This is a genomic window from Amycolatopsis sp. QT-25, from assembly GCF_029369745.1.
Lineage (GTDB): Bacteria > Actinomycetota > Actinomycetes > Mycobacteriales > Pseudonocardiaceae > Amycolatopsis.
The window spans coordinates 7,217,655-7,239,376 of sequence record NZ_CP120210.1; the positions used below are offsets into that span (position 1 = coordinate 7,217,655).

The window sequence follows — 21,722 nt, forward strand, 5'->3', positions numbered from 1 at the left end:
GACGCCGTCGAAATAACCGGGCGTGTAGGCGGCCCCGCGGCGGGTAGCCAGGGTGCATGAAACCCCGTGACCTGCTTCGCGCCGCAGAATCTCTCCGTGCGGCGGACACATCTTCCGCCACCTTGGCCGCCGCCGTGCGCCGCGCGCTTCGAGTGACCCGAACCGGCCGGCTGCTCCGGGGAGAGTGGCTCGGCCATCCACTGCACCCCTTGGTCGTGACCGTGCCCCTCGGGGCGTGGATCTCCTCGGCCGTGTTCGATCTGGGGACCCGCAACGAGGACGCCGCCCGGAAACTGGTCGCCGTCGGCCTCGCCGCCACCGGGCCGGCGATCCTGGTGGGGTTGGCCGATTACGCCGATCTCGACGAGCGTCAGCGCCGGGTCGGCGCTCTGCACGCGGCGGTGAACACCGTCGCCGCCGGTGTCTTCACCGCCTCCTATCTCGCACGTCGGCGCGGTGCCCACCGCAAGGGAGCCATACTGGGGCTGGTCGCGCTCACCGTCGTCAGCGCCGGTGGTGCCCTGGGTGGTCACCTGTCCTACGCGCAGGGAGCCGGAGTGCGCCGCTGGCCGGAAGCCACCGGCTCCGGTCCGCGGATGGCCGATACGGCGAGCTGACGCCGGGCGCGTTCCGGATTCGAACCACGATCGCGGGGTATCCGCCACCATGGACCGTTTCCTGAGCATCTACCTCAACGACCAGCTCGCCATGGGCATCGCCTGGCGCGAGCTGGCCCGCAGATCCCAGAAAGCCAACCAGGGAACTGAGACCGGCGACGCACTCGCCCGCGTGGCGACGGGCATCGCCGAGGATGTCGACACCTTCGAGCGCATCATGCGTGAGCTCGGCATCCGCCGAAATCCGCTCAAAGGTGTGCTGACAGCCCTGGGCGAGCGCGTCGGCCGCCTCAAACCCAACGGGCGACTGACGAGCTACTCCCCGCTGAGCCGCTTCGAAGAACTCGAATTCCTGATCATGGGCATCGAGGGCAAGAAACAACTGTGGGAGACCCTGGGCCGCCTCGCGGGCCTGCGTTCGCGCCTGCCCGACATCGACTTCTCGCGGTTGGGCGAACGGGCCGAAGAACAACGCGCCCTGCTCGAACCCCACCGCGCCCGGGCCGGCGCCGATGCCTTCGGGACCTGATTCACCCGCGACCCGTCCCTGTGGTCAGGACGGGCCGCGGCGGCGGGCCGACTCGACCATCCTCTCGGCTCCGTCGGTCCACGCCGGCCCGTGGCCGACGAGGACGGTGCCGACACCGGTTGCGGCGATGAGGCCGATTGTCTCGAGCGCTCGTTCCTCGTCCGCGGTCGCGGCACCGGAGACGATCTGGGGACCGGTGGTACCGCGGTACGGGTCGAGGGTGACCAGCGCGTCGCCGGCGATGACCGCGTCACGGTCGGGAAAGTGCAAGGCACAGTGCCCCAGCGTGTGCCCCGGGGTGAACAGGACGCGGGGGCTGCCCGGGACCGGCAGCACGTCGTCCCGGATCCGTTCGACCCGCCTCACCGGCTTCGGCCACCACGCCCTGCGGACGAGCAGGCCCGCGACGATCGGCATCGCCTTGAACTGGGTCAGCAGATACCACGTCAGCGGCCGGGCGCGGGCATACTGTCTCGGATGCCGGGTCAGCGGAACATCGTTGTCGTGGATGTACACCGGCACACCCAGTTCGCGGCGTACTCGTTCGGCGATGCCGATGTGGTCGAAGTGACCGTGGGTCAGCACCAGCGCCACGATGTCTCGCGGTCGTCGGCCCAGTGCGGTGAGCGCTTCGAGCAGCAGCGGCCACGAGGTGGGCAGTCCCGCGTCGACGAGCAGTATTTCGTCCCCGTCTTCGACGAGGTAGAAGTTGACGTGTGATTCGGTGACGCAATGGATTCCGGGCGCTACATCCTTGGTGAGCATGAACCGGGGTACCTCGCTCGCGACGATTGATGCCAAATGTCTTCGACGAGACCCGCAAGCCGCCGCGATCTCGGACGCCGTTGCAGGGCACAAACGCAGGACTGAGGTCGTAACGTGGTCAACCCCGTCGGCTTCCTGAGGGTCGATTGGCGCATTCCGCTCGCGCTCTGCGATCGCGGACCGTTTCCGCGGCTCACCCGCTTACCGGCTGGTTACGCTCCCGATCCGCAGGCGGAGGGGCGAGCCGTCCGAGCCGTACCGCGCCACCCACGCCGTCGACGGTCGCTCCTCTCGCGTTCGAGCCCGCGCTCGCCGAATCGTTCCTCTGGAGATGGCGACAGTGGTTGTGGCGGAGCCTTTTGCGACACACAGGATCAGGCACCAAGAGCGTGGGGGGGGAACGTCACGCGTGGCGTTCCTCGATCCTAGGCCTCGCCGCACTGGTGACCGCACACGATCACATGGGTAGTCGGCTGGCTATCCCTCGTAACAGAGGCGGTGTCCGTGGCGACAGCTACCGGTGTCGCGGCGTGCGGCCGTGCTGACGAGATTGGGACTTCTCATGAGTTTGCGCCGTCCGCCGTCCTCGGCGGTTCCGTTCGGTGATCCGGACGTGTTGGATCTCGCCCGCGAGATCGTCGGCACGCACTATCCGCCGGAGCTTGACCTGTTCGACGCCGTGGTGGACGAGTACCGGCGTGACCCGGACCGTCTGCTGAATCCGGAGACGCTGCGTGCGCCGGTGGGTATCGGGGTGGATCTGGTGCTGATGACGCCGTACGTTCTCGCGGCGGCGGCCTATCTGGGGAACATGCTCGTGGAGAAGGCCGCAGACAAGACGCTGGACGCGGTACGCGACCGGCTCATCGAGGCGTGGTCCGCGCGCAAAGCACGCCGAGCCGCCGATGACGACGTCGCTCGCCCCGTGACGAATGCCGACGCCGACCTCACCATGGTCATCACGATCCACCTGACCGGTACAGGAGCCAGCCCCGAGGTGGCACGCGAAATCGCGGGAAAGGTCAGCGACGCGCTGCTGCCCGGAAAACCTCCCAGTGACGACGACTGAGCAGCGACCGCCCGGCGTCAGCGCGGAGACCGCACGCGTACCGTCCGCGGGGCGCGGGCGGTACGCACTGCTCATCGTGGTGCTGCTGCTCGCCGGAGTACTCGTCGGAAGCCTTCTCCACGGCCAGTTCCTGGGATTGGCATGGAGGGACGCCTTCCTGGCTTGCCGGGCGGCGACACCTCCAGTCACCGCCGGAGACACACCAGCCCAAAGCGTGGAGAAGTCACAGCAGTTCCTGCAGTGCCTGGCACCCGCCGAACGACGCAAGGGACTGGTCTCGCTCAGCGGTGCGGTCCTGGTACTTCTGCTCGGTCTCGCGCTGACACAGTTGTTGCCGTGGCGGCTCTTTCGCCGCGCGGGTCCCGTCCGGCCCGCGCCGCGGGAGTGGCAGGAACGCGCGGAGCGAGCGGTGCGCTCGATGCACCGCCGCGCGGCACCCCCGCAGGTCGTCTTCGGTTCGCTGGCGTTGCGGGAGGCGTTCACCATCCGGTTCCTGCGCCGGACCCGGATGGTGCTCCCACCCGGAATCGTGACCGCGCCCGCTGAGCAGGCCGAGGCCATTGTGCGGCACGAAAGCGCCCACGTGGCGGCAGGTGATGTCGGCCTGGTGTGGCTCACCCGAGGTGTTTGGTGGGCGTTACCGCCCGTTCTCCTGCTGCCCATGATCACCACCGAGATCCGGGTATTGCTGAGCGGTGACACGGCGTCTCCGCACACGCTGTGGGCACCGTTCTGGGCCGAATACGCCGCTCGTGCGGCACTGGTACTCACGCTGACCGCGCTGGTCTCCACCAGCGTCCTGCGTTCACGCGAGCACGAAGCCGACCTCCGCGCTGTCCAAGGGTTTCCGTCGGGACCGCTGCGCGCGTTGCTCAGCCGCACCACCACCAGGCGAATGTCCTGGTGGCACCGGGCCAGGGCCATCCATCCCCCGCCGGCGCGGCGTATCGCCGTGCTCGACGCGGGCGATCTTCCCGGGCAGACCCGGGTCCTCGACGGTGTCGTCTACGGTGCGCTCGCCGCGATGGCCGCCCAGACAGCCACCCTGGTGGCACTCCCCACTTTCCTTGGCACAGGAGAAAATTCCCAGTCCTACGCGGTACCCCTGTCGTGCCTGCTGGCCGGTGTGCTGACCGCGGCGGGCTGGGGCACCGCGCTCTGGCGAACCCCCCAGCGCTCCGCGCTCACCCTGGCCGGTGTCACCCTCAGCCTGCCGCTGGGTGTGGCCTTGGGTTTCCTGACCGACTTCTCCCGCACCGGCACCACCGACCTGAGTCCCTTCGGCGACTGGCCGCAACTCGTCGCGGTCTCACTCGCCATGGCCGGAGCCGCCTGCCTGAGCCTCGCCCTCGCCGCACTCTGGGCCGGCCACGCCGGCACCATCCCCACGCCACGCCGAATCTGGCTCCTCGCCGCCGTGCTCAATACCGCGTTGTTCACCGGCGCCTGGTGGATCGGGATGACCTCCGGCACCCTGATCACCGTCACCGGAAACTGGTTCCACGGGATAGCCATCGCGGGCATGACCGCAACGTGGCAAGAACCCGTCGCACTCGGCTTGATCGTCGTCGCCGGACTCGCCTGGTGCTGGAACCGCCGACGGCTCTCACTGCTCGCGGTCGGTGTCGCCGCCACGGCCGCGGCACTGGCCGGACGCCGGCTGCTGCCCGTCGACGTCCAGCACACCGACCCGCTGTCCCTGGACCGGCTCGACTGGTGGGTCGCCGTCAGCGCGGCAACGGCATGCGTGCTCGCCCTCACCGCACTCCACGGGCGCACCGGACTCGGAAACTCACTCGCCGCGGCCCCGCTGGCCGCTCTCCTCACCGCCACCGGATGCCTCCTGACCCGCGACCCACAGCACAACCTCATCCCGTACCTCACCTCGGCCATGGCCCTGTCCACCCTCGCCATCCTCTGCCTCGCACTGCCCGTCACCCTGCTCCCCAGCCGATGGCTCCGCGCCCGCCCCTGGCACCGACCGGCACTCGCACTCGCCACGGCGGCGGGCACCACCACGATCGTCATGCATCTGGGAAACGTGCTTACCTGAGACTGGCGAATCGTCCGCACTCGGCGTCACCGTCCTTGTTCGCAAGAATGCGCGAAATGATGCCGCGTCGAACTCTGCCAAGCGGCGGCGGCCGTCATGCCGAACTCGGCCGAGCGTGGACGACACGGTCTCGTGTCGCCTCCGGACGGCGTACGACCATTCGAGGTACAGCCGTATCGGTTTCTGCGACCGCCGGAGTAGCTTGCCTGTTGCACCCCTGGACCTCGGTGACGTGACATATCCGCGAAAATCGCGGTTCAAGATCACGGACCGAGGTCCTTATGCTATCGAGGCGAGCGTCGACGGTTCGGCCGCGCAGCGGCGCACTGTTCGCACACGTCCCATTCCGCCGGCGCACCGCGCCCGTGCGAGTCATCGCTCAATCGTGTTTCATGAAATGAAGAACATGAGATTTCATCAGCATCCGGTCCGCCGGGGAATCGTCGCCATGCTGGCCGGAACCCTTGCGGTCCCGGCCTTGTGGGCGGCTACCCCGCTGACCGCCCACGCCGCCGTCAACTGCGTCGTCAGCCCCGGCGTGACCCAGACCGGTACGGTCGTGACCGGAAGTCCCGGCAACGACACGATCGACTGCGGTGGCACGAACCCCGCCAAGACGATCTACGGCAACGGTGGAAACGACACCATCACCGGCTCGGACTTCGACGACACGATCGACGGCGGCGATGGCAACGACACCATCACCGGAGGCACCGGCAGCGACACCCTCGCCGGCGGCCTGGGCATCGACACGATCTCCGGCAGCGTCGGCAATGACACCCTCATCGGCGCGTCCAATGACGGCAGCCAGGACAGTCTCGACGGTGGCGGCGGCATCGACACCTGCCAAGGCCCCGCGCCGGACCCCGACATCCACGCCAGCTGCGAGAACACGAGCACCCCGCCGACAACGGGACCAGGCTCGAGCACGGGAACCGCGACCGAACTGTGCAACGTCACCGGCGGTGTACTGACCCTCACCGTGAATCCGGTGGGCTACGTCTGCGTGTTCAACCCCCTCAACCCGGCCGACCGCCGCGCCCAGGAAGCCAATCGCATCTGCACCGGGACGGGCGGAACATTCGTGAGCCTGCTCCCACTGAGCTACACCTGTCTCCTGCCCACCACGCAAGCCATCCACTACACCAGCTGACCTCGTCACTTGGTCTTGAACGAACAGAGCCGACAAGGACGGCCGCGCTCGGACTCAGCGCGGCCGTTCGAGGTCGGGTGCTGTTCGGGCAGACGGCTTCGGCCACTGCAAACGGGGTCCGAGCCGGTCACGCTTCCGGGCCGGCATCTTGCGCCGGAGGCGACATCCTCGAAACACCGTGACACCGGCACTCACTCAGGAAAGGGCCTGGCGAGGCTTCAGGGATATCACGACCCCTGTGCCCGCTATGCCGCCGCCGTGGTTCTCTCGTGGGGTACATGAAGGCCCCCTTAATGCACCCCAGGCGCACCGGCACAGCGGCCTGATCGAGATATGTGCCAGAGCCGAGAGCCACGGCGGGCACCGCGCCCTCACCCGCACCATCCCACCGGCAGCGTCCTGACCCGGCACCTTCAGTACTTCTCCTGACGCCTGGCGCTGGAGGCGCGGTGGTCCTCGAAGTTTCGGTGGCCGGATCCCCGGCGACGTCCGCGCCGATTGCGGGAGTCACGGCTCCTGACCTTCCTCCGCTTTCATACTGTCCATACTCTCGGTCGATTTCGAAGAATTCCCTGCGAGAACACGCGCTTTCCGCGGTGCACCACCGGTTTCTTACCCTCGATATTCGCTGCGAAACATTTCGTGATTCCACATGATCGAAAGTCGTCGAGAGGCATCAAGATTGCCTCCCTGTTTATTTCCGGCCGAGGGGCGTAGGGTCGGAAGTGGTTGTTCATCGACCGCCGGTGACCGCTTTCCAGCGGGACGTTCGAGCTTCTTGCTCCTCCACCATCGGTCTCGGATTCAGGAAAGTCGAAATGCGACACAATCGCACGCTGCCCACCCTTGCCTGCACCATCGCCCTGGTGACCGGATCGGCTGTTCTCCTGCCCGCCTCGGCGCTGGCACGTGCCGAATCCGTTCCCTGTGACGAGGCGGCGCTGGTCTCCGCGGTCGACGCGGCCAACGCGGCGGGAGGAGGCACCGTGACCTTGACCCCAGGCTGCACCTACACCCTCGCCACCGCGCACGGCGACGACGGTGTGCACGGCCCGGCCGGCCTTCCGATCATCACCTCGCCCATCGTCATCGAGGGCAACGCCAACACCATCACCCGCGCATCGGCAGCAGCCTCCTTCCGCATCGGCCAGGTGGCTCCCACCGGCGGCATCACCCTCAAAGCGGTCACCATCAGCAATGGTCACGCGGCCGCCGTGGGCACCGACGACGGAGGCGGCATCCTCAGCTTCGGCGCGGTCACCCTCACCGGCAGCGCGTTGTCCGGTAACACCGCCAACGGCCGAGGCGGCGCCTTGTACAGCACCGGAACTCCGGCCGCGGCGACGTTCACCAGTAGTACGGTCAACGGCAACACCGCGGGCCAAGGCGCCGGAATCGCCAGTCTGAACGGGACACTCACGCTCACCAGCAGCGTGGTCAACACCAACGCGGCGACGGTGAATCCCGGCGGGATCTACTACGTGGCGGGGTCGGCGACGCTGAACACCTCCACCGTGACCGCCAACACCGCCACCAACTGCACCGGAAGCCCCTCCCCCGTCTCCGGATGCATCGGATAGTTTCCGGTCCTTTGTGGCCGTACCCCCGGATTTGCTTCCAGGAAAGAAGAAGAAAATGCGAAGAAATCGCAGTATGCTGCGGGCTGTCGTCAGCGCGACAGCCCTCACCGGGGGCATGATCGTGCCGGCCCCGATGGCACAGGCGACCACCATTCCCGTCGCGTGCGGCGAGAACGCCCTTGTCGCCGCCATCGACCTCGCCAACTCCACGATCGACAGAGACACTCTGACGCTGGCGGGCGGCTGCACGTACGCGCTGACCTCCCCGCACGGCGGGCCTGCCAACGGGCTCCCGGTCATCACCACGCCGATCGAACTGCTCGGACCGGCGACCATCACGCGCACCGCGGTGGCGCCCTTCCGGATCGCCCAAGTCGGCCCCACCGGCAATCTCACCCTGACCACCTCCGTCGCCTTCACCAACGGCAGCGCGGTCGGCGACGGGGGCGCCATCCTCAACAGCGGCGCCGTGACGCTCACCACGAGCAGCCTGAGTGGTAATAGCGCCACGCTCGCCGGCGGAGGCCTCGCCAACGCCGACACCCCGTCCGGAACGGCACCCGCCGCGACGTTCACCAGAAGTGCTGTTCTCGGAAACACCGCGCTGTTCCAAGGCGGCGGCATCTACAACGGTTTCCGCGGCACACTGACCACCACCGGTGTTTCCGGCACCCCGATGCTCATCAGCGGTAACAGCGGTGCACAAGGCGGCGGGATCGCGGCGGTCAACTCGACCGCGACGACCATCACCCAGACCGCCGTGACAGTGAATCATTCGCTGCTGACGGCGGGCGGGGCCTACCGGACCGGCGGCACCATGACCACCGACAACGCGCCGATCACCGCCAACACGCCCGGCAACTGCGCCGGGAGCGTCCCGGCGGTCCCCGACTGCACTGGCTGACCCCGACGGCCGGTGTGAGACAGAGACCCCAATGGGTAACCCCCGCTGGGGTCTCCGTCTCACACCGGCCGACGTGTCCGCGGGGCAAGGCTCACCGTGGGACTTTGGGGGCTCACCGAACGGCCAGAACCTCTGCCCGTTCACAACTATCGGTTTGGCTTATGGCTACCGGATACAGGTCGGGATCACGGGTGGTGATGCGGCCACCGGGCACGCCGTCCGGATAGCTGATGGGGCTCGTGTCGATCCCAGCCGACCACAACCTGCAGCACAACCGCAGGAGGTCACCGGTACTCAGTTCCGGGACGATGATTTCCGGACGGCTGCCGGTACCACCGTGTTCGAGAACGAACACGACACCGGCGTTGCGCAGCCGCACCCAACCGACCCCCGACCGGTGGACTTCACACCCCAAGGCGAGATAGAACCCCAGCGATCGCACCAGATGAACGACCCGGACACGCTGTGGTTCCCCGGAAACCGATGAGTTCACCGAGGCGATGCCAACCACGCTGGGCTCCTGACGAGACGGGCGAACGGGAGATCCGCCACGGTTGGAGCGGTGGCACCGGCCGGCGCGGAAACCACGCCGGTAGCTGTCGGCAAGGACCATTGCAGCCATCGAAGCCGGATGCAAGCAGCGAGCGTGGACGCACCCGTGTTCGCGATCGCCGCGGGACTGCCCCTTCCCTTGTACGACAAGCCCCTGACCCGGCCGCGCGACGCTCCTCCGCACCACGGCGATCGGTTCAAGTTGACCCGATCGTGGTGGCTTCGTCCATCGTTCTCGAGCGCACGATGATGGCGCCGGGAGCGAGGTGCGGATGATCGGTTGTTCGTGCAGACGGGTGACCTGCAGCGGCCGCCAGACGGCGTGCGTGGTGGCGACGAGGCGCAGGTCGGTGTCCTGCCCTGTCCACCGGCGCGCGGCAAGCGGCACCTCCGGCCGGGGCCTCCATGACCGCACCGCGGAACAACCGCGCACTACGGAACACCCGGCCCTGCCCGAACTCGGCCAACCCGGCCGCCGATCACCTCACCACGTCACTCCCGCGCGGAAGCCTTGCCACCGAGTCCGCCCTCGGATTCCCAGCGGGACACGTCGCTGTCGCGGGACGCCGACACCGCCTGGCCGACCAGCGCGCCCGACTCGCCGAGGAGCAGCTCCGGGCTGGTCACATTGTTCTGCCCGGAGGCCGCCGTCAACGCCCGCTCGGCGGCGGCGGGGTCCGCGTGCGGTGGCACGACCAGGAGCGTGACCCGGCGCATGGTCCCACCGGTCGCGTGCACGAGATGGATGTTCTGCGAGCTGATTCCCTCCAGCCGAATCAAGCGGCCTTGGTAGATCAGCTCACTGACCGTGACCGTCCAGCCCGCCGGGGAGAACGCCACGCGCCAAACCGGGCCGATCCAGGCGGCGAGCACCGTGGCGAGTTCGGGTACTTCCGCCACCAGATCACGCGACCGCGGCCACCAGGCGCCGTCGACAAAACCGCTCTCCGAGTTGGCGGGCTTGAGCCTGAGCCGTTCGACAACCGTCGGGACACGGGATTCGACGGGTGAATTCAGCGGCATATGATGCTCCGGTCTCCGGCCATGAAGGCCGGCGTGGTGATCAAGCGAAGGCGATATCAGCTCGAACACCGACACGCGGAATATTCTCGATCATCTTCGATTGTACACCCACGCTCCACAGAAATCAGGATCCACTTCTCGGGTATTCCGGATTTCCCGTCGTATTCCACGACCGTAACGGGTTGAGCCGAGGAAACTGTGGCAGAACAGCAATTCCCCCGCTCGCGAATCCGAACGTCGCGCCGCTTTGGTGATCGACTGCCCCGTAGGCGCTGATCACTGAGGTCACCTGGTTTCTCGGAGGTGTGGCCGGTGAGCACGCGCCGAGCTGACAGCCGTTCCGCACCGGACGACAGCGACCTGCCGCGATGGTCTGGCGGCCCGGCCACGTCCGAGGCACGCTTGGCCTACCACGCTTTGCCGGGCAGGTCGTGACTTCTGACAGGTGGACGTTCATGACGGCCGTCAGCCGGCGCCGGCTGGTCGTCGCCGGACTGTTCGCGCCTGCCGTTCCTGGCCGGCCCGCAGGATGGTCCCGCGCGGGCGCGGTGGTCACGTTCGTGGTCGTCACCACCACCGTGGGCATGCCCGAACTGATCGACCAGATCACCGCGAGGGTGATCGCATCGGGCGCGCTCACGCGGCGGTGACCGTGGGAGACCTGCTCGCCGAATTGCCGTCCGTCGTTTCTGCCTGCTCTTCTTCCTCGCCCAGGGCACCAAGATCTGGACATTCGTGCTGCGCGCCGCTCCGGCCCGGATCCGCGGCGACGTCGCCGGGCGCAGCGGATTCACCACTCTCGCGCACTACATCCGCGGCCGTCGCCTTCGCCGACGCCTCGGGTATCGGTCTGGGGCTGCTCACCATCGGCGTCCCCTTGACGGCACCGTTCAGGGCGCGGCCGCTGTCCTCGTCACGCTGGTCACGAAAGCCACGTCCTGCAACCCCTGCTGCTCGGCCGGGCCGTCCGGCTGCACCCACTGGCCGTCGTCCTCGCCCTCGCGACCGGACTCGTCGCCGTCTTCAGCTCAGGGGTGCGAAGTCTCACCACCCGGCCGGTCACTCCGCCGAGACGCCGCCTCAGGACGATCAGTCGCGGTGCCCGGCCCTGCACCACCGTCTCAGCTCGCCGGCATTGTCCGAGCCGGTCGTGCACGGTGGGGGGTAATGTCTACAAGCTCGGGTCATCAGGCGGTCAAGACGCTTCCGGAAGTGATCACGAAAGGAGCGGCTGTTGACCGAGGATCAACGGCGACGGCTGCGGTCGTTGCTGGCGGCGAACGACGACGGCGACTCCTCGGCCGTCGCCCGGATCTGCGCACTGGCCGTGGCGGAACTGGCCGTCTCCGGGGTCTGGGTGACCCTGATCGCACAGGCAGGCACCCCGGCCCCGCAGCAGCGCCTGGTTCGGGCCACCGACGCGATCTCCACCCGTCTGGAGGAATTGCAGTTCACCGTGGGAGAAGGCCCTGGTCTGGAGGCAGTCGTCTTCGGCACCGCGATCCTGGCGCCTGACCTGCTGGTGACGGCATCACGGTGGCCCGCTTTCACTTCCGGTGCCCAGGCCGCCGGGGCAGCGGCAGTGTTCGCGTTCCCCCTGTCGCTGGGCACCATCCGGCTGGGATCGTTGGATTGCTACCGCATCACTGCCGGGCAACTGAATTCACGGCAAATCGCCGCTGCGCTGGTTTTGGCCGAAATGACCTTCGAAGCGGTCCTGTCCGAGACCGCCGGGCACGCCCACAACGATCTGGGCTGGATCACCGACATTCGCGCCGAGGTCCACCAGGCGTCCGGGATGGTGAAGTACGACCTCGGCATCACGATGGAGGCCGCGCTCCTGCGCATCCGCGGCTACGCGTACGCCAACGACATGCCGGTCGCGGTGGTGGCCCAGCGGATCGTGGATCGCGAACTGTTCCTGGAAGAAGAATGATCCACAAGCGACGCGGCAACGGTGAAAGAAGTGAGCGGCGATGAACGACCGGCACGAACGACGGCTGGCGCGGGTGTTCGTGGAACTGGCGGACACGCTCGTCGATGAATTCGACATGTTGGAGTTCCTGAACAGTCTTGTCGAGCGGTGCGTGGAACTGCTGGACATCGCCGCGGCGGGTGTCGTGCTCTCCGACCAGAAGGGCAAGCTGGCCATGGCGGCCGCCTCCTCCGAGCAGGCCCGGCTGCTCGAACTGTTCGCCGTGCAGTCCGATGACGGTCCGTGCCTGGACTGCGTGCGCACCGGCCTGCCGGTCTCGAGTGCGAATCTGGCCGACGAGGGCGCCAGGTGGCCACGGTTCGTGCCCGCTGCCCGCGCGGCCGGCTTCCGGGCGGCCTACGCGGTGCCCATGCGGTTACGCCATACCGTGATCGGGTCGCTGAACATGCTCGACACCCACCGCGACGGGGTTGACGACACCAGTGTGCTGCTCGGCCAAGCCCTTGCCGACGTCGCCACCATCGGCCTGCTGCAGCAGCGAGCGATCCACGACGGCGCGATCCTCTCCGAACAACTGCAGACCGCGCTGAACAGCCGCGTCATCATCGAACAGGCCAAAGGGGTGCTCTCGGCACATGCGGGATTGAACATGCAGGACGCCTTTACCACGCTGCGTGACCATGCCCGCTCGCACAACCTGCGGTTGTCAGACCTCGCCAGAACCGTGGCGGACGGGACAGCCGGCCTCAACGCCATCCGGGTCCGTACACCTCACCCGAAACCACGACCGGGACCCCCCAAAGGTCCCTGAATGCTTTTTCACCTCTTCGTGGAACTCGATCGATCGGTCGTCGTCCGTTGATGCGGTCTGCACATCCGGCAATGGTCTGCCGCCCTCGGTCATGGTGTCAGTGTCGAGCAGGACATACGGCCACGCTCATCGTGTGATCGACAAAGCGAACTGCGCGCGACACTTCCTGGCCAGGTTTCCGCTCGTCCTCACCGTTGCCGAGGTCTGGATCGCCGAACCAGCGGGCGTGGCACGAACACAAGACCTGGCGTCCGGGTGATGTCATCGACCACATTGACGACTATTGAGCGGTAAGTCGAAGGTGGCGTGGCTTCAGGACCAGCCGACGAGGCCGATCGCGCCCGCGCGCGTCCACAAGGGACGAATCCCCCCAATTAAGGTTCCGGTTGACGGCCGTATGCACGGTTACGTGCGAAGTCGGGATGAAGAGCATTAGAACGCTACTTACACTCACGACCTCCCGGCGGGAGCCCTTGTGGACAGTCGAGGATGGGCTGACGCTCCTCGGTGAGTTCGCTCCCGCCTCCAGCTCCAGTACGCCACGTTGATTCACTCCTCGATAACTCGGCAGCGGCCTCCCCGGGCCGGCCACTGTTGTTCGTCGCGTTTCATCCGCCACGTTGCGCCGGACGGCGACAGGGCGGTAGGTGTGCAGAGCGAAAGCAGCGTGTCCGTCGACGAAATCGCGTTCGGCGGCGGCCGGCCCGGTGTGGCGGAGCAGATGACCGTCCTCGCGGCTACCCAGGCTGATACCGCTGTCCTCTCTGACGGCAGATAGTCGGCCGAGGCGCACGAGCGCCTATCTGTCATTCGACACGCCACAGAGCACCGTCATGGCGTTCCGTCTCCTGGCATCCGGCGGCGAGGCCATCAGCTGAGAAACGGGGCACCGTACCTCGTTGAGGCAGGTAAGTGCCCGTGCTCGCGGCAAGCGACGAACTCACGTACACACGTGGGAAGAAGAAGACCGTCTTCGGTGAAGTAGTGGTGTAAGCAGGCCCCAACCGGAAGGACCCCATGACAGAGGCGGGGCATAGGACAGCTGAGGCAGGTGTGAGCGGGGCCGGCCTGAGCACTCGCTTACCCCGGGATCCGGAGTCGTTCACCGAGGTGCACGACCGCTATTTCGCGCTCATCTTCCGGTATGTGGCGGCTCGTCTGGGTGCTCAGGCCGCGGAGGACGTCGCATCCGAGACGTTTCTGGTCGCGTTCGACCGGCGGAGCACTTTCGACCCCGAACGTGGTGACCTGCGGGTCTGGTTGTTCGGCATCGCCACGAACCTGGTGGCCAGGCACCGCCGCCAGGAGGCGCGCCGCTATCGGGCACTGGGCCGGATCGCTCCCGCTCCGGACGCCGAGGGACACGAGAGTCGAGTAGTCGCTTCCGTGGCCGCGCGGCGACTGGCTCCGGAACTCGCGCTGGCGTTGTCTCGGCTGTCGCCGGGAGAACGTGACGTGCTGCTGCTCGTAGCGATCGGGCAGCTCGGCTATGAGGAAGTCGCCTCGGCGCTCAGCATCTCCTCGGGCACCGTCGGCTCCCGGCTCAGCCGGGCCCGCAAGAAGCTCAACACCACTCTTTCCCCGGAGGTTCACGATGAATGACCTGGACGTACTGCGCACCGCGTTGGTCTGTGACGAGCCGCCCCAGGAGGTGATCGACCGCAGTCGGCACCGGCTGCAGAACCATTTGCGTGGCGCCTCCACGCCCCGCAAGCGGATCGGGTGGCTGGTCGCCGGATCAGGGACCGCCGTGGCAGCGGCCGTCGCCGCGGTGCTCGTCCTCGTGCCCGGCCCACAGGCCGGCGGCCCCCCGTTGGCGGAGTCACCGGACCCGGCGGCAGCCAGGACGGTCGCCGGCCAGGAGATCCTGCTCGCGGCTGCCGCCGTGGCCGAGCGCACACCCGAGGGGACGGGCACGTACTGGCACGTCCACGTGACGCTCCCGGAAGTCACCTACGAAACTTGGGTCAAGACCGACGGCAGCAGGTGGTTCCGGGGCGCGAAGTCCGGCAACCGGGTCATCGCAGTAGTGAAGCCAAACCAGGAGAAACCGGTCTCGCCGTTCTCGCTGGTCGGCGTCGATCTGACCCTCGAGCAACTGCGTGGCCTGCCCACGAACCCCGACGCCTTGACGGCATGGATCGCCGAGGCACTCACACACTCGACCGCGCGCACGAGTGCGGGCCCGTTCACCGCGGCCGACAGGGAATACGCGGCATTCCTGTCGTTGATCTCGCTGGCCTCGACGCTGCCGGCACCGCCCGCGGTCCGGGCCGCGGCGTTCCGTGCGCTCGCCACGTATCCAGGCGTCCAGAACCTCGGTGACCAAGGTCTGCTGCTTCCCGACGGCCTGCGCTTCGCGGTCGACCCGGCGACCGGCAGGGTCAATGGGACGTCCTCGTTCGTCGACATGGACGGCGCGCTGTACAAGGTAGTCGACTCACCCGGCGCGAAGATCACCGCCGAATGGGTCAACGACCTGCCCGCGTAATCGCCCTCCCACCGGGGGCCATCCAGAACCGCCTTGCCTTGGGAAAAGGGTGAACGGCGAAACAGATTCCCCTGGCGGGGCAGAGCCCGACCCGGTTTGCTCAGGGATGTGGCAAAGGTGCCGTAGATCGTGAGTGGCGATTCGGGCTATTGAGGGGTAGGGCAACGTGTCCGGACGTCGAAGCCTTGAATGGCGTGCTCGCCACAGGGATCCGGCGCGCCCAGAACCGTCCACAAGGGACTGCGGAGCGGACCTCAGCGCCCGATTCGAGCACTTCGCACAGCGTCGCACACGGGTGTCAGTGGCGAGGACGGCCAGGGGCAAGATCGTCTCGGATACCTACCGCATTCCGGTTTCGTCGGCTGTGCCGATGCACCTGGGGTACATGAAGGCCCCTTGGCTGCATTTCGACTTAGTACTGCAATGACATTTCGTTATAGAGTGGTTGAGTGTGTCGGTTAGGCTTTGGCCCGGCGATCGTGTAGTTGATCTCCTGTGTTGGAGATGGCGACGGGTTGGTCGGCGCATTTCACTGCGTTCGCGGGGCGGTTCGCGTCGCGGTTCTCGCGGGTGGAGCCGCGGCGTCAGATGGTGTCTTACCTGCGGGGACTGCTGGCTGAAGTCGAGCGCAAGAACGGCTGGACCCTGGCGGAGATGGCCGGCGAGGCCGGCCCGCAGGGCATGCAGCGGCTGCTGAACTTCTACGCCTGGGACGCCGAAGGCGTGCGTGATGATGTGCGGGCCACGGTGGTCGAGGTGCTGGCGGACGCCGAACGTGGCGTGTTGATCGCGGACGAGACCGGGTTCGTGAAGAAGGGCACGAAGTCCGCGGGCGTAGCGCGCCAGTATTCGGGCACGGCCGGGCGCATCGAGAATTCGCAGATCGGCGTGTTCTTGGCGTATGTATCGGCTCGGGGGCGGGCTTTGATCGATCGGGAGTTGTATCTACCGAAAGAGTGGATCGCCGATCGGGATCGGTGCAGCGCTGCGGGCATTCCTGACGGCGTCGGATTCGCGACGAAACCCGAACTGGCGCAATTAATGTTGGAACGCGCGCTCGCCGCGAGTATCCCGTTCGCGTGGTTCACCGCCGACGAAGCGTACGGGCAGGTTGGACGGCTGCGGCTCTGGCTGGAAGAACACGACATCGCACATGTACTGGCGGTGCCCAAGTCCCAGATGGTGATTTCCATGGATCTGCGGCAGCGGCGCGCCCACTCGGTTATCGCGGACGCCGCCCCGACTGCCTGGCAGCGCCTGTCCTGCGGCGATGGCGCCCACGGGCAGCGGATCTACGATTGGGCCGTAGTTGACATCCGCCCGCTGCGCCGGCGAGAAGTCGGCCACTGGCTGCTGGCCCGCCGCTCGGTCAGCGACCCCACCGAGATTTCCTACTACATTTGCTTTGGCCCCGCCGAAACCGATCTCCGAGAACTGGTACGCGTCGCTGGCAGCCGCTGGGCGATCGAAGAAAGTTTCCAAACCGCAAAGAACGAAACCGGGCTCGACCACTACCAGGTCCGCCGATACGAAGCATGGTATCGGCATATAACTCTCTCCATGGCAGCGGCAGCATTCCTCGTCATCACTCGAGAGACCGCAAAAAAAGGGGATCTACACCCGGCCTGATACCGCTCACGTCCAACGAAATCCGCAAGCTATTCAACCGTGTCACCACGCGGGTCCAGCACACAATCCAGCACGCTATGCACTGGTCACGATGGCGACGAACCAGCCAAGCCCGCGCCCGAACCAGCCACTACCGCCGGCGCGGCCATCACGAAGTGTCATTGCAGTATTAGAGTGTGTCTTACGCGGTGATTTGTCGCTGATGAGCGATGATGTTGACTGTGGTTGATCAGTTGTCGTTGCGGTTGTCCGGATGAGTTGTGGGTTCTGTCGGAGCCGTTGATCCCGGTGTTCGAGCCGCGTCCGCAGGCGGTGGCACTGCTCCGGTGGACGCTCGCGCGGTGTTCACGGCGATCGTGTAAGTGCCGAGCAGCGGGTGTGCGTGGAGGGATCTGCCGCCGTCGTCCGGGGTGCCGTTCCAGACCGCGCACCGCCCGCACACTCGTACACCCCCCGTGATAGGGGAAACGATTATGCCCACCTGTTCGATCGGGGTCTTATCGGTGGTATCGGATGACGTGCAGGAGCTTGAGTCCTTTCTTGCAATTCAGGATCGATGGCCAGTCGAGCCGGAACGGAAAATCCTACGCTCCTGAGGTGGGAGCAATTTTCGCAGCTTGCGCCACCTGACACCGCTATACACGAACGCGAAGATGACCATGCACTTCGCAGAAAAACTACCTAAAATACTCCAGATCGAACTCTCGCTCCGGCTCAGGTCGAAAAAGAAGTCTAATCCGAGTATTGGCATCAAGGGCACGAGAACGATCGTCACTATGCGTGCTATTACGTATTGGTCCTTTGTTGACCACTTTTTCCCCATAAGGCGAGTCTACTGATACGGCAGCTGACAGTGTGTGATCCGACGGTGTGTGGTGATCATGAGGACGGTCACAGCGTGACCGACTTCAAGCGGATGGGGCTCCCCAGCTGACACCGCTGGACGCCTTGCCGCGCCCCTTGGCCTTGGGGGCGATGGTGGCCTTCTTGCGGGCGGCGCCGCGTCGTCGCTTGGCTGCGGTGGCGGTCAGTCGCTTGCGTGGAGCATTCAGTTCACCCCCTCGGTCTCGTCGGGTTCGGGCATGGTGATGCCGAGCAGTTCCGCGGTGGCGTAGCCGTCGAGGTACTTGTCGCCGATGACGACGAGTTTCGACGGGGTGCGTGCCTGGAGAGGCACGCACCCGCCACAACGTTTCCCCCTCCTGTAGCCCTGACCTGCGGAAATGCTGGTTACGGTTTTACTGCCTCAGGTGAAACTTGACTTTCCTTGCGCTAGACACGAGAAAGGGGGTCTTCATGTACCCACGAGAGACAGAACACGGCGGCGGCATAGCGGGCACTGGGATCGTGATGTCCCTTGTGGACTGTCGAAGCCATGCTAGGTCCCTTCAACGATTTCGCGCCTGCCTCCGACGTCAACACGCCAAGTTCGCCCTTCCCTCTCACCATTGCGGCAGCTCCGATGTGCGTGGCGGCCGGACCACGCCGTGTCCACCGTGAAGGCCACCACGGCATTCGCGGCGCGCGCTGCCCACGGCGAGTTGCCCAGCAGTGGGTACGTCGCGATCGATGACACGACCACCGGGGAACTGATCGCGTCGCTTCGCGATGAGCACACCTCACCGATGTCCGTACAGCAGCAGCGGGTGCGGGTGCGTCACCGGGTGCGGGCGGTGCGCGCCGTATGTCCCATCGACACCGTGCGCTCCTCACACAAGGACGTGTCGGACACACCGATCATGGGATTGACCTTGGGTACGGCAACTCCTGAGCCGAGCTTGCCTTCGAGCGCGCTCGAACGTTTAACGTCGGCGCCATGAAGACGATCAGCGGTACGAAGACATGGATCATCACCGGAGCGTCGTCGGGCTTGGGGCTGGCTTTGGCCGACGCGGCCTTGGAGGCGGGCGAGTTCGTGGTCGGGACCGCCCGGCGTACGGAACGGTTCGACGCGCTACAGGCCAAGCACGGTGACCGGCTTCTGGCGCTCGAGCACGATGTCCGGGACACGGAGGGCGCCGCCGTGGTCGTGGAGCGGGCTGTCGAGGCGTTCGGGCGAGTGGATGTCCTCGTGAACAATGCCGGTGCCGGTCAGGTCGGTACCGCGGAGGAGATCACGGACGCGCGGTTGCGCGACATGCTCGACCAGCATCTGTTCGGTCCTGCGGCGTATGTCCGCGCCGTGTTGCCACCCATGCGGCGGGCCGGGTCGGGCGCGATCGTGCAGATGAGCAGCCAGGGCGGGCGGATGTCGTTCCCGGCGGTCGGCAGTTATTCGGCGGGGAAGTTCGCGTTGGAGGGATGGTCGGAGGCGCTGGCGGGAGAAGTCAAGCCGTTCGGGATCCAGGTGCTGATCGTGGAGCCCAGCCGCTTCCGCACCGAGTTCAACGCGGGCGGAGTGCTCAGGACCGCACCGCGTAACCGTGCCTACGACCAGGTCACCGACGGCATCCGCACCAACATGGCCGACGCGGACGGCAGCCAAGAGGGCGACCCGGTGCGCGGTGCCGATGCGATCCGCCGAGTGCTGGACGCCGAGAATCCACCCCTGCGGCTCCCTCTCGGAGCGGAGGCCGTACGCAACCTCACTCGCGCGTACACGACCGCGCTCGAAGGAGTGCGCACGTGGGCGGAGACCAGCGAATCCGCCGACTTCCCCGGTATGCCGCCGTCGGTCCGGGCTTTCTGAGGACGCCTGCGATGGTGCACATGACGACCGACACGATCCTCGAACGACTGCTCGCTTCCTCGGGCGACCACTCGGTCACCATGATCGACAGACTGCACGAACTCCTGGACGATTCCAGCCTGGACACGTCGGCGACGCCCGTGACCGTCGCCAAAGCGTCCAAGATCATCGGCCTGTCCCCGCACACCCTGCGGTACTACGAGCGGGAGGAGCTCGTCCGGCCCACGCGCAACTCCTCCGGATACCGGCTGTATTCGGTGTCCGACTTGCGACGTCTGGTGTTCCTGGCTCGGATGCGTGTCTCGGGCATGTCGATGCAGGATCTCAAGCACTACGTCGCGTTGGTCGAGCAAGGCGAAAGCACCATCCCCGAGCGTAGTCGCATGATGCTCGAGCAACGCGACCGTATCCAGCGGCGGCTGGACGAACTCGCTGTCGCCTTGGAGGCCACCGAGTACAAGATCCGCACGTATGGTGGCACCGCGCCGAAGGCACCGTGAAGCAGTACGTATCCGCGCTGTTCGACATTCTCGATGTCGGCAACCGAGTGCACGCGGCCGTCCTCGCCTACCGAATCGGACTGCTCCGTTAAGGCACGGGGCAGGTCCGGCGACCATCGACGAAGGCCAGCCCCTGAGTTGATCGAGGGCTCCCCACTGTCACGTCATCGAGCGGTCAGCGCCTTGCCCGAGTAAAGCTCTTTGGTGATACTCGCCAGACGCTCCGCGCCGGCACCGTCGAGGGGGTCGACGCCGAATGCTTCGGTGATACGAGTGCGCAGGATCAATACGGACAGATCGTGGACGAGAAGGAGCACCGCGAGGTCGTCCCGGTCGACTCCCGAGGCGACCATTCCCTCCTCGGCCAGTTGCTCGATGAGGCCGCGAGCGAACTCGGCGAGTCGCTCGAACGCGTGTCGAGAACGGGTGCCTTCTCCCGTGAGCAGCTTTGCCAGGTACGGGCCTGTGCTCGAGGTGCCGAGCAGCCGAGAGAGCGGTGCTCCGATCGCGTCGAGGCCCAGGTCTCCGCCGGACTCGATCACTACGCCGTGCAGTAGCCGCTCTGTGACGCCGAGGACGTGTTCGTCGGCCGCCGTGATCAATCCGTCCCGCGAGCCGTAATGCTTGATGATGAGCGCTTGGGACACCTCGGCCTGAACGGCGACGTTCCGAAGTGGTACGGCGTCGGCACCGTGACGGCCGAACAATTCGACGGCGGTGTCTCTGATGATGGCTTTCGCCGTTCGATCTTCGGGTGAATACATGGTTACTATAGTGACTGAATATTCACCACATGCCAAGTAGGCACCGGAGGAAGCGTCGATGGCAGTACTACGTTCCTGGATCGGCCGGGCGGACCGGACCCTGATCGCCCCCGGAGCGGCTCCGGTCGAGCGACTTCTCGGCTATGGCGCCGCGGTTTTCGGCGCGGTGTTCGCCGGGGCATTGGCCGTCGCCGAGGCCCTGCCTGCGCTCCCGGCGATCATCCTCGTCGTGGTCGGTTTCGACCTTTTCGGAGGCGCGGTGGTCAACGCGACGCCATCGGGGTCGCGCCGGTTTCACGCATCCGGACCGCCGCGGTGGTCAGCGCTCGGGTTCGTCGCCGCGCACATCCACACGCTGATACTCGCCATCGTCCTGCCCGGAATGCCTTGGGCGACGGCGATCGCCGCCTATGCGGGGACCGTGCTCGCCGCCGTTTTCGTACTCCTCGCCCCCGACGCGTTCCGCCAGCCGGTCGCCTTCGCGTCGGCCGTGACTGTGCTCGCCGTGTGCACCGCCGTCCTGCCGCCGTCCGCCGTGATGGCCTGGGTGGTGCCGCTCCTGGTGATCAAGTTGCTGCTCTCGCACCTGCTTCCGCACCCGGCCCACTCCGCCTTCGAAGTCCGCGCGAATCCGTGAGTTCCGCGTGGGCACCGTCA

At 66.5% G+C, this 21,722-nt stretch carries 22 protein-coding genes and 2 pseudogenes; 19 read left to right on the forward strand and 5 right to left on the reverse strand.

Annotation, left to right across the window (positions count from 1 at the left end; genetic code table 11):
• The first annotated feature begins 56 nt into the window (after window positions 1-56).
• Together P3102_RS33815 and P3102_RS33820 are read left to right on the forward strand one after the other, a co-directional pair.
• Window positions 57-617 carry a DUF2231 domain-containing protein gene (locus tag P3102_RS33815; RefSeq protein WP_276364721.1) on the forward strand — a complete coding sequence of 187 codons (561 nt, stop codon included), beginning with the start codon at window positions 57-59 and terminating at the stop codon, window positions 615-617.
• A gap of 49 nt (window positions 618-666) precedes the next feature.
• Entirely contained in the window at window positions 667-1,146 is a 480-nt protein-coding gene (locus tag P3102_RS33820) for a hypothetical protein (RefSeq protein ID WP_276364722.1), read from the forward strand.
• A 24-nt stretch (window positions 1,147-1,170) separates the two neighbouring features.
• Here P3102_RS33820 and P3102_RS33825 read toward each other — a convergent pair whose 3' ends face one another.
• A complete protein-coding gene (locus tag P3102_RS33825; RefSeq protein ID WP_276364723.1) occupies window positions 1,171-1,911 on the reverse strand; it encodes an MBL fold metallo-hydrolase in 741 nt (246 codons plus the stop codon).
• Window positions 1,912-2,473: 562 nt separating this feature from the next.
• Here P3102_RS33825 and P3102_RS33830 point away from each other — a divergent pair.
• From P3102_RS33830 to P3102_RS33850, 5 genes are all read left to right on the forward strand, one after another.
• Window positions 2,474-2,980 carry a hypothetical protein gene (locus tag P3102_RS33830; RefSeq protein ID WP_276364724.1) on the forward strand — a complete coding sequence of 169 codons (507 nt, stop codon included), beginning with the start codon at window positions 2,474-2,476 and terminating at the stop codon, window positions 2,978-2,980.
• Complete coding sequence (locus P3102_RS33835) at window positions 2,967-5,033, forward strand: M48 family metalloprotease (protein WP_276364725.1); 2,067 nt, start codon at window positions 2,967-2,969, stop codon at window positions 5,031-5,033. The genes P3102_RS33830 and P3102_RS33835 overlap by 14 nt, the downstream gene beginning before the upstream one ends.
• A 406-nt stretch (window positions 5,034-5,439) precedes the next feature.
• On the forward strand, window positions 5,440-6,186 hold the full coding sequence (locus tag P3102_RS33840; RefSeq protein ID WP_276364726.1) for a calcium-binding protein: 747 nt from the start codon (window positions 5,440-5,442) through the stop codon (window positions 6,184-6,186).
• An 818-nt stretch (window positions 6,187-7,004) separates the two neighbouring features.
• On the forward strand, window positions 7,005-7,766 hold the full coding sequence (locus tag P3102_RS33845; RefSeq protein WP_276364727.1) for a hypothetical protein: 762 nt from the start codon (window positions 7,005-7,007) through the stop codon (window positions 7,764-7,766).
• A gap of 55 nt (window positions 7,767-7,821) precedes the next feature.
• Window positions 7,822-8,670 (forward strand): hypothetical protein, encoded by an 849-nt coding sequence (locus P3102_RS33850; protein ID WP_276364728.1) that lies wholly within the window; start codon window positions 7,822-7,824, stop codon window positions 8,668-8,670.
• A gap of 112 nt (window positions 8,671-8,782) precedes the next feature.
• Here P3102_RS33850 and P3102_RS33855 read toward each other — a convergent pair whose 3' ends face one another.
• Both P3102_RS33855 and P3102_RS33860 read right to left on the reverse strand, forming a co-directional pair.
• On the reverse strand, window positions 8,783-9,181 hold the full coding sequence (locus P3102_RS33855; protein ID WP_276364729.1) for a hypothetical protein: 399 nt from the start codon (window positions 9,179-9,181) through the stop codon (window positions 8,783-8,785).
• Between the two features lie 533 nt (window positions 9,182-9,714).
• Window positions 9,715-10,245: a DUF5994 family protein gene (locus tag P3102_RS33860; RefSeq protein WP_276364730.1), complete on the reverse strand. Its 531-nt coding sequence runs from the start codon at window positions 10,243-10,245 to the stop codon at window positions 9,715-9,717.
• A 455-nt stretch (window positions 10,246-10,700) separates the two neighbouring features.
• Here P3102_RS33860 and P3102_RS33865 point away from each other — a divergent pair, with 455 nt between their 5' ends.
• The 8 genes and pseudogenes from P3102_RS33865 to P3102_RS33900 form a co-directional block, all read left to right on the forward strand.
• Window positions 10,701-10,895 (forward strand): hypothetical protein, encoded by a 195-nt coding sequence (locus tag P3102_RS33865; RefSeq protein WP_276364731.1) that lies wholly within the window; start codon window positions 10,701-10,703, stop codon window positions 10,893-10,895.
• A 584-nt stretch (window positions 10,896-11,479) separates the two neighbouring features.
• Entirely contained in the window at window positions 11,480-12,181 is a 702-nt protein-coding gene (locus P3102_RS33870; RefSeq protein WP_276364732.1) for a hypothetical protein, read from the forward strand.
• 73 nt (window positions 12,182-12,254) lie between these two features.
• Window positions 12,255-12,992, forward strand: a complete 738-nt coding sequence (locus P3102_RS33875) for a GAF and ANTAR domain-containing protein (RefSeq protein WP_276364733.1) — start codon at window positions 12,255-12,257, stop codon at window positions 12,990-12,992.
• A 133-nt stretch (window positions 12,993-13,125) separates the two neighbouring features.
• Window positions 13,126-13,251 carry a hypothetical protein gene (locus tag P3102_RS33880; protein WP_276364734.1) on the forward strand — a complete coding sequence of 42 codons (126 nt, stop codon included), beginning with the start codon at window positions 13,126-13,128 and terminating at the stop codon, window positions 13,249-13,251.
• A gap of 758 nt (window positions 13,252-14,009) precedes the next feature.
• Window positions 14,010-14,594 (forward strand): RNA polymerase sigma factor, encoded by a 585-nt coding sequence (locus P3102_RS33885; RefSeq protein ID WP_276364735.1) that lies wholly within the window; start codon window positions 14,010-14,012, stop codon window positions 14,592-14,594.
• The gene (locus P3102_RS33890; protein ID WP_276364736.1) at window positions 14,587-15,483 is read left to right on the forward strand and encodes a CU044_5270 family protein; all 897 of its coding nucleotides are present in this window, start codon (window positions 14,587-14,589) and stop codon (window positions 15,481-15,483) included. The genes P3102_RS33885 and P3102_RS33890 overlap by 8 nt, the downstream gene beginning before the upstream one ends.
• Before the next feature lie 504 nt (window positions 15,484-15,987).
• Window positions 15,988-17,285: pseudogene (locus P3102_RS33895) on the forward strand (IS701 family transposase).
• 48 nt (window positions 17,286-17,333) lie between these two features.
• Window positions 17,334-17,546 (forward strand): annotated as a pseudogene (locus P3102_RS33900) (transposase); the annotation flags it as partial.
• A gap of 614 nt (window positions 17,547-18,160) precedes the next feature.
• Here the strand turns inward: P3102_RS33900 and P3102_RS33905 are convergent.
• Entirely contained in the window at window positions 18,161-18,289 is a 129-nt protein-coding gene (locus P3102_RS33905) for a hypothetical protein (RefSeq protein WP_276364737.1), read from the reverse strand.
• Window positions 18,290-18,599: 310 nt separating this feature from the next.
• Here P3102_RS33905 and P3102_RS33910 point away from each other — a divergent pair, with 310 nt between their 5' ends.
• The 3 genes from P3102_RS33910 to P3102_RS33920 are packed head-to-tail and all read left to right on the forward strand — an operon-like array spanning window position 18,600 to window position 20,301.
• A complete protein-coding gene (locus P3102_RS33910) occupies window positions 18,600-18,932 on the forward strand; it encodes a hypothetical protein (protein ID WP_276364738.1) in 333 nt (110 codons plus the stop codon).
• Entirely contained in the window at window positions 18,929-19,801 is an 873-nt protein-coding gene (locus tag P3102_RS33915) for an SDR family NAD(P)-dependent oxidoreductase (RefSeq protein WP_276364739.1), read from the forward strand. The genes P3102_RS33910 and P3102_RS33915 overlap by 4 nt, the downstream gene beginning before the upstream one ends.
• A gap of 20 nt (window positions 19,802-19,821) precedes the next feature.
• The gene (locus P3102_RS33920) at window positions 19,822-20,301 is read left to right on the forward strand and encodes a MerR family transcriptional regulator (protein WP_276364740.1); all 480 of its coding nucleotides are present in this window, start codon (window positions 19,822-19,824) and stop codon (window positions 20,299-20,301) included.
• Window positions 20,302-20,465: 164 nt separating this feature from the next.
• Here the strand turns inward: P3102_RS33920 and P3102_RS33925 are convergent, their stop codons facing one another.
• On the reverse strand, window positions 20,466-21,101 hold the full coding sequence (locus tag P3102_RS33925) for a TetR/AcrR family transcriptional regulator (protein WP_276364741.1): 636 nt from the start codon (window positions 21,099-21,101) through the stop codon (window positions 20,466-20,468).
• Window positions 21,102-21,123: 22 nt separating this feature from the next.
• On the opposite strand from P3102_RS33925, the gene P3102_RS33930 reads away from it, so the two are divergent.
• On the forward strand, window positions 21,124-21,702 hold the full coding sequence (locus tag P3102_RS33930) for a hypothetical protein (protein WP_276364742.1): 579 nt from the start codon (window positions 21,124-21,126) through the stop codon (window positions 21,700-21,702).
• Window positions 21,703-21,722: the final 20 nt, after the last annotated feature.